At 33.6% G+C, this 15,606-nt stretch carries 12 protein-coding genes; 11 read left to right on the forward strand and 1 reads right to left on the reverse strand.

What is annotated here, in order from left to right; genetic code table 11:
- Position 1: 1 nt before the first annotated feature.
- Entirely contained in the window at positions 2 to 2,047 is a 2,046-nt protein-coding gene (recG, locus tag KA893_RS09780) for an ATP-dependent DNA helicase RecG (RefSeq protein WP_194375935.1), read from the forward strand.
- A 163-nt stretch (positions 2,048 to 2,210) separates the two neighbouring features.
- On the opposite strand, the gene KA893_RS09785 is transcribed toward recG, so the two are convergent.
- Positions 2,211 to 3,773 carry a M4 family metallopeptidase gene (locus KA893_RS09785; RefSeq protein ID WP_041080434.1) on the reverse strand — a complete coding sequence of 521 codons (1,563 nt, stop codon included), beginning with the start codon at positions 3,771 to 3,773 and terminating at the stop codon, positions 2,211 to 2,213.
- Positions 3,774 to 4,129: 356 nt separating this feature from the next.
- Here KA893_RS09785 and fapR point away from each other — a divergent pair, with 356 nt between their 5' ends.
- The 10 genes from fapR (at position 4,130) to ffh (ending at position 15,509) form a co-directional block, all read left to right on the forward strand.
- Positions 4,130 to 4,699, forward strand: coding sequence for a transcription factor FapR (gene fapR / locus KA893_RS09790; RefSeq protein WP_002483496.1), 570 nt, complete (start codon positions 4,130 to 4,132; stop codon positions 4,697 to 4,699).
- Positions 4,692 to 5,678 carry a phosphate acyltransferase PlsX gene (gene plsX, locus KA893_RS09795; RefSeq protein ID WP_069825846.1) on the forward strand — a complete coding sequence of 329 codons (987 nt, stop codon included), beginning with the start codon at positions 4,692 to 4,694 and terminating at the stop codon, positions 5,676 to 5,678. The genes fapR and plsX overlap by 8 nt, the downstream gene beginning before the upstream one ends.
- Positions 5,671 to 6,597, forward strand: a complete 927-nt coding sequence (gene fabD / locus KA893_RS09800; RefSeq protein WP_069825847.1) for an ACP S-malonyltransferase — start codon at positions 5,671 to 5,673, stop codon at positions 6,595 to 6,597. The genes plsX and fabD overlap by 8 nt, the downstream gene beginning before the upstream one ends.
- Positions 6,590 to 7,324 (forward strand): 3-oxoacyl-[acyl-carrier-protein] reductase, encoded by a 735-nt coding sequence (gene fabG, locus KA893_RS09805; protein WP_002483493.1) that lies wholly within the window; start codon positions 6,590 to 6,592, stop codon positions 7,322 to 7,324. Before fabD ends, fabG begins: the two co-directional genes overlap by 8 nt.
- Positions 7,325 to 7,567: 243 nt before the next feature.
- A complete protein-coding gene (locus tag KA893_RS09810; protein WP_002483492.1) occupies positions 7,568 to 7,801 on the forward strand; it encodes an acyl carrier protein in 234 nt (77 codons plus the stop codon).
- 227 nt (positions 7,802 to 8,028) lie between these two features.
- The gene (gene rnc, locus KA893_RS09815; RefSeq protein ID WP_069825848.1) at positions 8,029 to 8,763 is read left to right on the forward strand and encodes a ribonuclease III; all 735 of its coding nucleotides are present in this window, start codon (positions 8,029 to 8,031) and stop codon (positions 8,761 to 8,763) included.
- Between the two features lie 244 nt (positions 8,764 to 9,007).
- Positions 9,008 to 12,577: a chromosome segregation protein SMC gene (smc, locus tag KA893_RS09820; protein WP_194375936.1), complete on the forward strand. Its 3,570-nt coding sequence runs from the start codon at positions 9,008 to 9,010 to the stop codon at positions 12,575 to 12,577.
- Entirely contained in the window at positions 12,574 to 13,794 is a 1,221-nt protein-coding gene (gene ftsY, locus KA893_RS09825; protein WP_002483489.1) for a signal recognition particle-docking protein FtsY, read from the forward strand. The genes smc and ftsY overlap by 4 nt, the downstream gene beginning before the upstream one ends.
- On the forward strand, positions 13,781 to 14,113 hold the full coding sequence (locus KA893_RS09830; RefSeq protein WP_011303280.1) for a putative DNA-binding protein: 333 nt from the start codon (positions 13,781 to 13,783) through the stop codon (positions 14,111 to 14,113). Before ftsY ends, KA893_RS09830 begins: the two co-directional genes overlap by 14 nt.
- A 28-nt stretch (positions 14,114 to 14,141) precedes the next feature.
- Positions 14,142 to 15,509: a signal recognition particle protein gene (gene ffh / locus KA893_RS09835; RefSeq protein ID WP_041080441.1), complete on the forward strand. Its 1,368-nt coding sequence runs from the start codon at positions 14,142 to 14,144 to the stop codon at positions 15,507 to 15,509.
- The last annotated feature ends 97 nt before the right edge of the window (positions 15,510 to 15,606 follow it).

Genomic DNA, 15,606 nt, shown 5'->3' on the forward strand with positions numbered 1-15,606 from the left:
TATGTCAAAAGTCAATTTAATTGAAAGTCCATTTCCATTATCTCAAATAAAAGGATTAGGTCCGAAACGCTTAGCAGTATTGAATGAATTAAATATTCATACTGTTGAAGATTTAATTCTATATTTACCAACACGTTACGAAGATAATACTGTAATTGACTTAAATGAAGCTGAAGATCAAGCGATAGTGACAGTGGTGGGTGAAGTTTATTCAACACCAACTGTCGCTTTTTTTGGTCGTAATAAATCTAAATTAACAGTACATATCATGGTCGACCAAATTGCTGTGAAATGCACATTTTTCAATCAGCCTTATTTAAAAAAGAAAATAGAATTACATGGAACCGTAACAGTCAAAGGAAAATGGAATAGAGCAAAGCAAGAAATCAACGGTAACAGAATGTTTTTTAGCCAACAAATGGATGAGAGCGGACAATATGAACCTGTATATCGCATTAAAGAAGGTATTAAACAAAAGCCTTTAAGAGATATGATTAGACAGGTACTAGATCAGGTGACGATTCAAGAATGGCTCTCTGAAGACTTAAGAAAAAAATACAAATTAGAAACTTTAGAAGATACAATTAAAGCTTTGCATTTTGCAACTGATAAAGCATCTTTACTGAAAGCACGTAGAACATATGCTTTCACAGAATTATTTATGTTTGAATTAAGAATGCAGTGGTTGAATCGTCTTGAAAAAACATCAGATGAAGCAATTGACGTAGACTATGATATTAATTTAGTTAAACATTTTATAGATAGTCTACCGTTTGAATTAACAGACGCTCAGAAACATAGCGTGAATGAAATATTCAGAGATTTGAAAGCACCCATTCGCATGCATCGTTTATTACAAGGCGATGTAGGTTCTGGTAAAACAGTTGTCGCTGCTATTTGTATGTATGCCTTGAAAACAGCAGGCTATCAGTCAGCTTTAATGGTTCCGACAGAAATATTAGCGGAGCAACATGCAGAAAGTTTAGTTGACCTATTTGGTGATAGAATGAACGTGGCTTTATTGACTGGCTCTGTTAAAGGAAAAAAACGGAAGCTGTTATTAGAACAACTGAATAATAATGAAATTGATTGTATCATTGGAACACATGCATTAATTCAGGATGATGTTAAGTTTAATAATGTGGGTCTTGTTATTACAGATGAACAACATCGTTTTGGTGTTAATCAGCGACAGTTGTTAAGAGAAAAAGGTGCTATGACCAATGTCTTATTTATGACAGCAACGCCGATACCAAGAACATTAGCCATTTCAGTATTCGGTGAAATGGATGTTTCTTCAATTAAACAATTGCCTAAAGGTAGAAAACCAATCATCACTTCTTGGTCTAAGCATGAGGCTTATGAAAGTGTATTAAATCAAATGACTTCAGAACTGAAGAAGGGTAGACAAGCTTATGTCATTTGCCCACTGATTGAAAGTTCAGAGCATCTTGAAGATGTACAAAATGTTGTTGAATTATATGAATCATTGCAATCATATTATGGAGTTGAAAAGGTTGGTCTGCTTCATGGTAAATTATATTCAGATGAGAAAGATGAAGTGATGCAACGATTTAGCAATCATGAAATTGATATATTAGTGTCAACAACGGTAGTTGAAGTAGGTGTGAACGTGCCAAATGCGACGTTTATGATGATATATGATGCTGATCGTTTTGGTTTGTCTACGTTACATCAATTGCGTGGACGAGTGGGGAGAAGTGAACAACAAAGTTACTGTGTATTAATCGCATCACCGAAAACAGAAACAGGTATTGAACGTATGAATATCATGACCCAGACTACAGATGGCTTTGAACTTAGTGAACGTGATTTAGAAATGAGGGGGCCAGGCGATTTCTTTGGTGTAAAGCAGAGCGGTTTACCTGATTTCTTGGTTGCAAATGTAGTGGAAGATTATAAAATGCTAGAAGTTGCTAGAGATGAAGCCGCCGAATTAATACAGTCGGGTGTCTTCTTTGAACCACAATATAATATATTAAAATCTTTTATTGAAGAAAATTTATTGTATATGAGTTTTGATTAAAAATTGTTGGTTTGTATTTCATGCAAATCCATTGTATACTTTCTATTATATTCTAAATAAAAATGACACTCGTAAATAATTTAATTATTTACGAATGCCATCCGAAGTTAGAATATGATTTATTGTGGGAGTCTGTTAGATAATTAATTATTTAACAGGCTTTTTAATTTACGCCAACTTCTGTCCAAGCCTTATCAATAGCGTCAGCTTCAGCGCTATTATCACCATAAAGTTTATTTGCGGCTTCTTTTAAAGCTGTTTTAGCATCTGAAAATTCTGAATTTTGCGTCAGATATTGAGTTAATGCAAGGTAGTAAATTTGTTCAGCTTTATCTTTTCCAATTTCATTAATTGTCAGATATGCAGCCTTGTTAGGAATACCACTATTTGTGTGTACACCACCATTATCCTGACTACCTGATTGATATTGATCCATGTGTGCCGGTTGATTATATCTTTCAGGGTCTTTTAAGCTTCTAAGACCATCTCCTTCAGTTCCAGGTGTATATACATCTTCACCCATTAACCAGTCATCTGGATCTACAAAATACCCAAATACATCTGAAAATGATTCATTCAAAGCGCCTGATTGATCTTGATATTTTAAGTTAGACGTACGCTCAGTTACGGCATGTGTTATTTCATGAGCGATGATATCATTGGCTCCTGATAATGCTTTGAAGGTTTGTCCATCACCATCACCGTATATCATATATTGCCCTGTCCACGCAGCATTATTGTAATCTTTATCATAGTGTACGACAGAGTCAATCTTTCCTCCGGCGTTATCATAACTATCACGATGATGTTTATCTAAATAATAGTTATACACTTCATTAGCATAATAATGTGCATCTACGCCAGCCTTGTGTTCTTCCTTGTCGAAATTATTACTATCGTTTGTGATTTCTGAAAAATCATCTGTAATATTATTAGCAGTTTGTGTATGCATTTCTGCATTTTGCGTTGTATCTTTTAATGTGTATTCACCATTATTCTCTGTTAAATTCAATGGTGACTTTTCATCATCGTTCACGCCTGTACCTTTTCCTGTTGCTGAGGCATTTTTGATGACATTTTCTTTATTCAATATTTCTCCAGTGCTAGCATCGACTTGAATTTTCCAATGAGCGGCCTTAGGTGAAATATAGTTTAATTCAACATCGTATACAAGTTTTTGACTGTCGCTGTTAATATCTAATTTGTTTTTATTTACGATATCATAGCCTTTGATATTGTTAACATCTGCCTTGTTTTTTCCTATAGCTTTAAATGCGTTATTTTCAGCATCAACTGCAGAAATTTTCACTTCGTTGTCAACCTTGACAGTTGGTTTATCAATGCTACCGTTTATTAAAGTGACATCACCTTGTTTGTTTACATGAACTTTTAATGCGCTATCTTCAGCAGTTATACCATTGACTTTGGGTTTCAAGGTATAATGAGTGATTCCAGTAGCGTCTTGTTGTTTATCTGTAATTTCATATTGCTCAAATGCATTATCTTGAACATTAGCATTTCCAGATTCTTTAGATTCCTTGATAATCTTTGATACATTATTTTGTAAATATGCTTTTACATCTTGATTATTATGAACTTTTGTATTTATGGGTTTCTTGAGACTTTCTGGTTTGATGCTATTGTTTTCTTGCGCATGTGCTTGTAATGATGTGACAGATATCAGTGAACATGTTACGAGTGTTGTGGTAATCAATTTCTTCATCATGTAATCCTCCTAATTATTAATCTTTTGGCTTTAGAAACAATTGCTTTTCATATAAATATTTATTTACATAAAATATCACACCCTTTTAAATTATTTTGAATTATACGTTCCAAATATTTTTATTTCAATAGTGCACTACAAATAATCTTTTAATTGTTACATTTGTAATAAAATAGTAATGTTAAAAGAGTTTTTTTGATACTATATAAAAAACTTATTATTAAACTGAGCTAATGCTAAAGCAAATTTAATTTAGCGACAGCATATGTTTTTTGTTGAGCAAATGAAATAGAAAGTGTTATGATATGTTAGGAATGTTTAAGACTTGGTACTAAAAACATGGGAGTTTGAATGCGATGAAATTAAAAAAACAAGAACGACGTAATGAAATAAAAAAAGAAATAGAGAAAAATCCTTTTATTACTGACTTAGATTTAAGTGTGTTATTCTCGGTGAGTATTCAAACGATTAGACTTGATCGTACACATTTAAATATTCCTGAGCTAAGAACACGCATTAAAACTGTTGCAAAAGAAAATTACGAAAGTATTCGCTCTATAGAAGGTAGTGAAATTATTGGGGATGTAATCAATGTACAACCTGATCAAACTGCCACTTCAATTATAAGAATAGACGAAGAATCTGTGTTTACTAGAAATAAAATTGCTAGAGGACATGTATTGTTCGCACAAGCAAACTCCCTGTGTGTGGCACTGATACATAAACCAGTTGTTTTAACAAGAGATAGTAATGTAACATTTATAAAAACAGTAAAATTAAATGAAACGGTACGTGCTGATGCACAAACTATTGAAATTACAGATAAATTTTATACGATAAAAGTGCGATCATATGTAAAAGATACGCTCGTTTTTAAGGGAACTTTCAAAATGTATTATACAAGTGAGGATGAACAAAATGGTTAAATTAGCGATTGATATGATGGGTGGAGATGATGCACCTGGAATCGTTTTGGAAGCTGTTGAAAAAGCGGTTAATGATTTTAAAGATTTAGAAATAATTTTATTTGGAGAATCATCGCAATGTACATTAGAACATGATCGTGTAGAAGTGCGTCACTGTACGGAATCTATCACGATGGATGATGAACCAGTAAGAGCAATTAAACGTAAAAAAGACAGCTCTATGGCGCGTATGGCTGAAGCAGTTAAGTCGGGTGAAGCCGATGGATGTGTTTCTGCTGGTAATACTGGCGCACTGATGTCTGCTGGACTATTCATCGTTGGTCGTATTAAAGGTGTAGAACGACCTGCATTGGTTGTTACGCTACCGACTGTATCAGGTAAAGGTTTTGTATTTATGGATGTAGGTGCTAATGCTGATGCAAAAGCAGAACATTTATTGCAATATGCCCAGTTGGGTAATATTTACGCTCAAAAAATTAGAGGTATTGCTGAACCATCTGTAAGCTTGTTAAATATTGGTACAGAAGCAGCGAAAGGTAATAGTTTAACTAAGAAAGCATACCGTTTAATGGAAGATCAACATGATTTTAACTTTACAGGTAATGTCGAAGCGAAAGGTTTAATGAATGATGTTGCTGATGTTGTAGTCACTGATGGCTATACAGGTAATATGATTCTTAAAAATCTAGAAGGTGTTGCAAAAGCAATGGGTAAAATGTTTAAATCTACACTGTTAAGTAGTTTTAAAAATAAAATGGCAGCACTGATTTTACGCAAAGACTTGAACGGTTTAATGACAAAAATGGATTATGCAGAATATGGTGGTTCAGTATTGTTAGGATTAAATGGTACGGTAGTAAAAGCACATGGCAGTTCAAGTGCAAAAGCATTCTATTCTGCAATTCGTCAGGCAAAAATTGCTGGTGAACAAGAAATTGTGAAAACAATGAAAGAAACGGTGGGTACAGAAAATGAGTAAAACGGCAATTATCTTTCCAGGTCAAGGTTCTCAAAAAGTTGGTATGGCGAATGATTTATACGAACATAATGAAGCAGCGACTACAATTTTAAATCAAGCCCAAAATGCTGTGGATTTTGATATTTTAGAAACGATGTTTACAGATAAAGAAGCAAAGTTAGGCCAAACAGAAAATACGCAACCAGCTTTATTAACGCATAGTTCAGCTTTATTAAACGCCCTTAATGATTTAAATGCAGATTATACTATGGGACATAGTCTGGGGGAATATGTGAGTTTAGTTGCAAGTGGTGTATTGAAATTTGAAGATGCAGTAAAAATTGTAAGAAAACGTGGTCAACTTATGGCAGAAGCCTTTCCAGATGGTGTGGGTAGTATGGCAGCCGTACTTGGACTGGATTATGAAGCGGTTGACGCAATTTGTAAACAGCTTTCTACAGAGAGTGAAATTATTGAACCAGCTAATATCAATTCACCGGGTCAAATTGTTGTATCTGGCCATAAATCATTGATTGATCAGTTAGTTGAAGAAGGGAAATCGCTAGGTGCTAAACGTGTAATGCCATTAGCAGTTTCAGGTCCATTCCATTCATCAATGATGCAAGTTATCAAAGATGATTTTGCAGATTTTATTGACCAGTTTGAGTGGTCTGATGCTCAATTCCCGGTTGTACAAAATGTGCATGCACAAGGTGAAACAGATGCAAATGTAATTAAAGCGCATATGATTGAACAATTATATTCACCAGTGCAATTTATTGATTCTACAGAGTGGTTAATTGAACAAGGTGTTGATCATTTCATCGAAATTGGTCCTGGTAAAGTACTTTCAGGATTAATTAGAAAAATTAATGAAAATGTAAAAGTTACCTCAATTCAAACATTAGAAGATGTGAAAGGTTGGAATGAAAATGACTAAAAGTGCATTGGTTACAGGTGCTTCAAGAGGAATAGGACGCAGTATTGCTATACAATTAGCGGAAGAAGGCTATAAAGTTGCAGTGAACTATGCTGGAAATAAAGAAAAAGCAGACGCTGTTGTGGAAGAAATCAAAGCTAAAGGCGTTGAAGCTTTTGCAATTCAAGCAAACGTTGCAAATGGTGACGAAGTTAAAGCGATGATTAAAGAAGTCGTTAGCCAATTTGGTTCAGTAGATGTGCTTGTTAATAATGCAGGTATCACACGCGATAATTTATTAATGAGAATGAAAGAACAAGAATGGGACGATGTCATTGATACAAATTTAAAAGGTGTATTTAATTGTATTCAAAAAGTAACACCACAAATGTTAAGACAAAAGAGTGGCTCAATTATTAACTTATCAAGTGTCGTGGGTGCAGTAGGTAATCCTGGACAAGCTAACTATGTTGCTACAAAAGCGGGTGTAATTGGATTGACTAAATCAGCAGCTAGAGAGTTAGCTTCTAGAAATATTACAGTGAATGCTGTAGCACCTGGTTTTATTGTTTCTGATATGACAGATGCTTTAAGTGAGGAACTCAAAGCACAAATGTTAGAACAAATTCCATTAGCTAAATTTGGTGAAGATTCTGATATAGCCAATACTGTAGCGTTTTTAGCTTCAGAGAAAGCAAAATATATTACTGGACAAACGATTCATGTCAATGGCGGCATGTACATGTAAGTTGATTTAGAAAAAATAATCATCGCTACAAGCTTTTAAACAATAGTGGTATGACTGATTATATTTTTTAAGTAAAATGTCATTTTGGATGTCTGACACATGCGTCATGATACGGTATAATTGTCAAATTTAGTAGATTATGTGTATTTCTAGTGTATCAATTGAAATACTACTTGTATTTCAATTGATAAAATGGGAAAATATAAAAGTCTATCAATAGACTTTTAAAGGAGGTGAATCGACGTGGAAAACTTCGACAAAGTAAAAGATATCATCGTTGACCGTTTAGGTGTTGACGCTGAAAAAGTAACTGAAGATGCATCTTTCAAAGATGATTTAGGCGCTGACTCACTTGATATCGCTGAATTAGTTATGGAATTAGAAGATGAATTTGGTACTGAAATTCCTGATGAAGAAGCTGAAAAAATCAACACAGTTGGTGACGCAGTTAAATTTATCAACAGTATTGAAAAATAATAAACAAATATCTGAGTCGTTGTCATTACGGCTCAGATTTTTTGTTTTTTTGATAGAATCAATGAATCTTAACGCATGATTTTTTGTACCTTCGATATTAATTACATCCATGACTTGTCGCTGTTTTACATGCGAAAAACAACAGTTTTTTCTTTAGTTTTGATGTGATTTCACGTAAAATATAAAGGTATACAGAATCCTAGCGCTATTTCTGAGGAGGAACTAGATTGACCAATCAAAAAAAGAAAGAAATGGTACAAACATTCCAAAATAAGTTTGAAAAAAAGATGCAAGAATTAAATTTAGATTTTAACCGAGTAGATTTATATCAACAAGCTTTTTCTCATTCAAGCTTTATCAATGACTTTAATATGAACAGGCTTGACCACAATGAGCGATTAGAATTTTTAGGAGATGCGGTATTAGAATTGACGGTTTCACGCTATTTATTTGATAAATACCCAGAATTGCCTGAAGGTAATTTGACTAAAATGCGTGCAACAATTGTTTGTGAGCCCTCACTTGTAATATTTGCGAATAAAATTCAGCTCAACGATTTAATTTTATTAGGTAAAGGCGAAGAAAAGACAGGTGGTAGAACACGACCTTCACTTGTATCCGATGCGTTTGAAGCATTTGTCGGAGCGTTGTATTTAGACCAAGGATTAGAGGCAGTCTGGCAATTTTCTGAACAAATCATTTTCCCATATGTGGAAGATGATGAATTGGACGGTGTTGTAGACTTTAAGACGCAATTTCAAGAATATGTGCATAGACAAAATAAGGGAGATGTCACATATCGTCTGATAAATGAAGAAGGACCGGCGCACCATCGTCTTTTTACTTCTGAAGTGATTCTAGAAGAAGATGCCGTAGCAAAAGGCAAAGGTAAAACAAAAAAAGAATCTGAACAAAAAGCTGCAGAACGTGCATATAAAATATTGAAAAATAAAAACGCTTAACATTGGATGCGTTTAAACATCATGATTCACTAGATGGAAATATCATAGTTATAAGTATGATTAATGATGACATAGCATTTATATAATGAAAAATTGCGTTTTTAAATATACAGCTAAGATTAAATAATTAAGTTAATCATAATAAGATGGAATAAGTGTTATGAATGGCGAATGAAGTTAAAATGAATTAGCCATTTCATTCCCGTGCTGTAGAACAGTCAGGAATATTTTAAAGGAGAATAGTATGGTTTATTTAAAATCTATAGATGCCTTTGGTTTTAAGTCATTTGCTGAACATACAAATGTCCAATTTGATGAAGGTGTAACAGCAATTGTTGGACCTAATGGTAGCGGTAAAAGTAATATTACTGATGCGATAAAATGGGTGTTAGGTGAACAGTCAGCTAAATCATTACGTGGCGCCAAAATGGAAGATATTATATTTTCAGGCGCCGAGCATAGAAAAGCTCAAAATTATGCAGAAGTAAAATTGAAATTAGAGAATAGTTCTGGAAAGTTACAAGTTGATTCAACTGAAGTAACAGTTACACGTCGTTTGTATCGAAGTGGCGAAAGTGAATATTATTTGAATAATGATAGAGCAAGATTGAAAGATATCATTGATTTATTTTTAGATTCAGGGTTAGGAAAAGAAGCGTTCAGTATTATTTCGCAAGGACGTGTAGACGAAATATTAAATGCTAAGCCTATAGATAGAAGGCAAATATTAGAAGAATCTGCTGGAGTTTTAAAATATAAAAAAAGAAAAGCAACTTCTGTTCAAAAATTGGATCAAACAGAAGATAATTTGTCACGCGTAGAAGATATACTTTATGACTTAGAAGGTCGTGTAGAACCATTACGTGAAGAAGCCGCGATTGCAAAAGAATACAAACACTTATCCAAAGAAATGGAAAAAAGTGACGTCTTAGTAACGGTCCATGATATAAAACAATATAGTGACAATATTAATGAATTAGATGATAATTTAAACCATTTAAAAAGTCAGCAGGCAACAAAGGATGCTGAAAAAGTACAACATACACAATCTTTAAATAAATATAAAGCTGAAAGACAACAATTAGATACACGCATCGAGTCATTAAATTTCGAGTTGGTCAAAGCAACTGAAGAAGTAGAAAAATTCACAGGACAGCTCAATGTATTGGAAGAACGAAAAAGAAATCAATCGGAAACGAATGCACGCTTTGAAGAAGAACAAGAAAGTCTATTAAATCAAGCTGAGAATTTAAATAAAGAGAAGACAGAAGTTCAGTTAGAAATCGATAGATTAAAAGCCCAACAAAAAGAATTAAATGAAAAAGTACAATATTTAGAATCACAATTGTATGTTACTGATGAACAACATGATGAAAAACTTGAAACCATTAAAGATGAATATTATCAACTTATGTCTGAACAATCAGATGTAAATAATGATATTCGCTTTTTAGAACATACGATACAGGAAAATGAATCAAAACAATCACGTTTAGATTCAAGGTTAGTAGAGGCGTATGAACAATTAAAGCATATTCAATCTGATATTAATGAGGCAGAAAAGCAAAGCACAACAACGAAAAAAGAACTGAAAAACTCAGAACAACAATTGAATGAATACGAACGTAAATTAACACAATTAAAACAACAACGTAGTGAATATGAAGAAAAATTACATCAAGCATATCGTTTTAATGAAAAGTTAAAGTCTCGTATTGATAGTGCGGCAACACAACAAGAAGAATATAGTTACTTTTTTAATGGTGTAAAGCATATTCTGAAAGCTAAAAACAAACAACTTACAGGTATACGAGGGGCAGTTGCTGAAGTTATTCAAGTACCTTCTGATTTAACAAAAGCGATTGAAATAGCTTTAGGCGCCTCTTTACAACATGTAATAGTAGATTCTGAAAAAGATGGCAGACAAGCGATTCAATATCTTAAACAAAATGGATTGGGTAGAGCGACCTTTTTACCTTTAAATGTGATACAACCAAGACATATTGCGAATGATATTTTAAATTCTGCAAAAACGTCCCAAGGATTCATTAATATTGCATCAGAGGCTATCCAAGTCGATTCAGATTATCAGAATGTATTACAAAATTTATTAGGAAACACCATTATTGTCGATGAATTAAAAAATGCAAATGAGTTAGCAAGAAAAATTCGTTATCGCACTAGAATTGTTACGCTCGAGGGCGATATCGTTAACCCAGGTGGATCGATGACTGGTGGTGGTGATCGTAAAACTAAAAGCATATTGGCACAAAAAGATGATCTAGCTAAAATGCGAGCACAACTAGAAGACTATCAACAACAAACCATTGAATTCGAAAAGCAATTTCAAGCAATTAAAGAAGCGTCAGATCAAATTAGTGAAAATTATTTTGAAACAAGTCAACAATATAATTCTGCAAAACAAAGATTACATGATTTTGAATTAGAATTAGACCGTTTGAGAAAAAGTGAAGCACATTTGAAAGATGAACATGAAGAATTTGAATTCGAAAAAAATGATGGTTATCAAAGTGAAACAAGTAAGCAGACGTTAACAGAAAAGAAACAAAGACTTGACCAAATTAAAGCGCAATTACTTAAACTTGAAGAAGACATCAATCTTTACACTAAATTATCAAAAGAAGGTAAAGCAAGCACCACTCAAACCCAACAACAATTACATCAAAAACAGTCAGATTTAGCTGTCGTAAAAGAACGTTTAAATGCCCAAAAACAATCTCTTACAAAAATCACTAAACAATTGGAAAGTGTAGAGAAGCAACAAGAAAAATTGGATGAGCAAATTAAATTATTTAACTCAGATGAAATGACTGGGGAAAAAGCATTTGAAACGATTCAAAGTCATATTGAACAAAGTAAGGTTACTAAAGAAAAACTTACTGTTGATATAGAAGACGTTAAATCGCGCAGACTAGAATTGAATGATACAATTGAAGAGACAGATCAAAAACTTCAAGAGGCTAACCAAGATATATTATCTATTGAAAATCGCTATCAAGATATCAAGGCAGAACAGTCACGTTTGGATGTGTTAATCAATCATGCGATTGACCATTTGAGCGATGATTATCATTTAACTTATGAACGTGCAAGTGAATTATATGAATTAGATGAAGCGATTGATGTATTACGTAAAAAAGTAAAATTAACAAAAATGTCAATAGAAGAACTAGGGCCTGTTAATTTGAATGCAATTGAGCAATTTGAAGAAATTAATACGCGCTATACGTTTTTAGATGAACAACGTGCTGATTTAAGAGCAGCTAAATTAACTTTAGAACAATTGATTGATGAAATGGATCAAGAAGTAAAAGATCGTTTTAAAGAAACGTTCCATGCAGTACAAGGCCACTTTGCTGATGTGTTTAAATCTCTTTTTGGTGGCGGACAAGCAGAACTACGCCTTACTGATGATGATTATTTATCAGCGGGTGTGGATATTATTGTGCAACCACCTGGTAAAAAACTACAGCACTTATCATTATTAAGTGGTGGGGAAAGAGCACTAAGTGCTATCGCATTATTATTTGCCATACTTAAAGTACGCTCAGCACCATTTGTAATTTTAGATGAAGTTGAAGCCGCTTTAGATGAAGCTAATGTAATACGTTACGCGCAATACTTAAAAGAATTATCAGATCAGACTCAATTTATAGTTATTACACATCGTAAAGGCACAATGGAATTTTCAGATAGATTATATGGTGTGACGATGCAAGAATCTGGCGTATCTAAATTAGTGAGTGTTAATTTAAATACAATTGATGAAGTCATTAAGGAGGAACAAGTATGAGCTTTTTCAAACGGTTAAAAGATAAATTTGCTTCTTCATCAGAAGCGGAAAATAAGCAAGAAGATTTAGAGCAATTACCTGAATTAGAACAACAAGATACGGATCAAACGAAAGAAGACGAACCAAAGAAAAAACCTAAAAAATTAAAAGAAGCCGATTTTGATGATGATGGTCTAATTTCTATAGAGGATTTTGAAGAGATAGAGGCACAACAATTAGGTGCGAAATTTAGAGCAGGTTTAGAAAAATCAAGAGAAAATTTCCAAGCACAACTAAACAACTTAATCGCACGTTACCGTAAAGTAGATGAAGAATTCTTTGAAGCATTAGAAGAAATGTTAATTACTGCAGATGTTGGTTTTAATACAGTTATGCAGTTAGTTGAAGAATTAAGAGAAGAAGCACAAAAACGTAATATATCCGAAACAGAAGATTTACGTGAGGTTATCGTAGAAAAAATTGTTGAAATATACCATCAAGATGATGAACACTCAGAAGTCATGAATATAGAAAACGAAGGTCTGAATGTTATTTTAATGGTTGGTGTAAATGGCGTAGGTAAAACAACTACAATTGGTAAGTTGGCTCATCGTTACCAAGCTGAAGGTAAAAAAGTTATGCTTGCTGCAGGTGACACTTTCAGAGCAGGCGCAATCCAACAGTTAAAAGTATGGGGAGAACGCGTTGGCGTTGATGTTATGAGTCAAAATGAAGGTTCAGATCCTGCTGCTGTGATGTACGATGCAATTAATGCAGCGAAAAGTAAAGGCATTGATATTTTAATTTGTGATACAGCGGGTCGTCTACAAAACAAATCTAATCTGATGAATGAATTAGAAAAAGTAAAACGTGTTATCAGCCGTGCAGTACCTGAAGCACCACATGAAGTACTGTTATGTTTAGACGCAACAACTGGACAAAATGCCTTATCACAAGCTAAATCGTTTAAAGAAGTGACTAATGTAACAGGGATTGTGTTAACTAAACTAGATGGAACTGCTAAAGGTGGTATTGTATTAGCGATACGTAATGAATTGCACATACCAGTTAAATATGTTGGCTTAGGTGAAAAATTAGATGACTTGCAACCATTCAATCCTGAAAGTTATGTATATGGTCTGTTTGCTGATATGATAGAGCAAAATGTAGAAGAAGTCGATGATGTAACTGATGAACAATCGAACGAAATTGAAGGTCAATCTGATGAGTCAAAATGATTTAATAAAAACAATTCGTATGAATTACTTGTTTGATTTTTATCAAGCCTTGCTCACTAAGAAGCAAAGAAATTATTTAGAATTATTTTACCTGCAAGACTATTCATTGAGTGAGATAGCTAATACATTTGATGTGAGTCGCCAAGCAGTGTATGATAACATAAGAAGAACTGGCGATTTAGTGGAAGATTATGAGGAAAAATTGGGATTATATCGAAATTTTGAACAAAGACAGAACTTATATGAACAAATAAAACAACATATTAATGATCCAGAACAAATAAAAAAATATATTCAAGCACTTGAAGATTTAGATTAATTAGAGAACAAAAAGGAGGGTATTTGATATGGCATTTGAAGGATTATCCGATCGTTTACAAGGAACGATGCAAAAAATCCGTGGTAAAGGTAAAGTGACAGAAGCAGACATTAAGCTAATGATGCGTGAAGTTAGACTCGCATTATTAGAAGCCGATGTTAACTTTAAAGTTGTAAAGGATTTTGTCAAAACTGTATCAGATAGAGCTTTAGGTTCAGATGTTATGAAATCATTAACACCTGGACAACAAGTGATTAAAATTGTTCAAGAAGAACTCACCCAATTAATGGGTGGGGAAAATTCAACAATTACGATGGCAAATAAACCACCTACTGTTGTGATGATGGTTGGTTTACAAGGTGCCGGAAAAACAACAACTGCAGGTAAACTCGCATTATTAATGCGTAAAAAATACAATAAAAAACCTATGCTGGTAGCTGCTGATATTTATCGTCCGGCTGCAATAGATCAATTGCAAACAGTTGGTAAACAGATTGATATACCAGTTTATAGCGAAGGTGACCAAGTCAAACCGCAGCAAATTGTAGAAAATGCAATTAAGCATGCTAAAGAAGAACATTTAGACTTTGTTATTATTGATACAGCAGGTCGTTTACACGTTGATGAAGCATTAATGCAAGAGTTAAGTGATGTTAAAGAAATCACAAAACCTCATGAAATCATGCTTGTCGTGGATGCAATGACAGGTCAAGATGCAGTTAATGTTGCACAATCCTTTGATGAACAATTAGAGGTATCTGGTGTAACGCTAACTAAACTCGATGGTGATACGCGCGGTGGTGCTGCGTTATCCATTAGATCCGTAACTCAAAAACCAATTAAATTTGTTGGTATGAGTGAAAAATTAGACGGTTTAGAACCATTCCACCCTGAACGTATGGCATCTCGCATTCTCGGTATGGGTGACGTACTAAGTCTAATAGAAAAAGCACAACAAGATGTAGATGAAGACAAAGCAAAAGATTTAGAAAAGAAAATGCGCACGTCTTCCTTCACTTTAGATGACTTTTTAGAACAACTTGATCAAGTGAAAAATCTTGGTCCTTTAGATGATATTATGAAAATGATACCGGGTATGAACAAGATGAAAGGTATCGATAAACTTAATATGAATGAAAAGCAAATCGATCATATTAAAGCAATTATACAATCCATGACACCAAGTGAACGTAACGATCCAGATACTTTAAATGTATCTCGAAAAAAACGTATCGCTAAAGGCTCAGGACGTTCAGTTCAAGAAGTTAACAGATTGATGAAACAATTCAATGATATGAAGAAAATGATGAAACAATTTTCCGGTGGCGGCAAAGGTAAAAAAGGAAAACGTAAACAGATGGAAAATATGATGAATGGTATGAATTTACCGTTTTAAAATGTGTTTCTTAAATTGAGTAATAATTAAAAAGTAGTAATCCACAGCAGAGTCGTGGATTACTACTTTTTTTGTGCTATATCCAATCTATAAACTA

The organism is Staphylococcus sp. GDY8P126P (assembly GCF_017891965.1).
Taxonomy (GTDB): domain Bacteria; phylum Bacillota; class Bacilli; order Staphylococcales; family Staphylococcaceae; genus Staphylococcus; species Staphylococcus saprophyticus.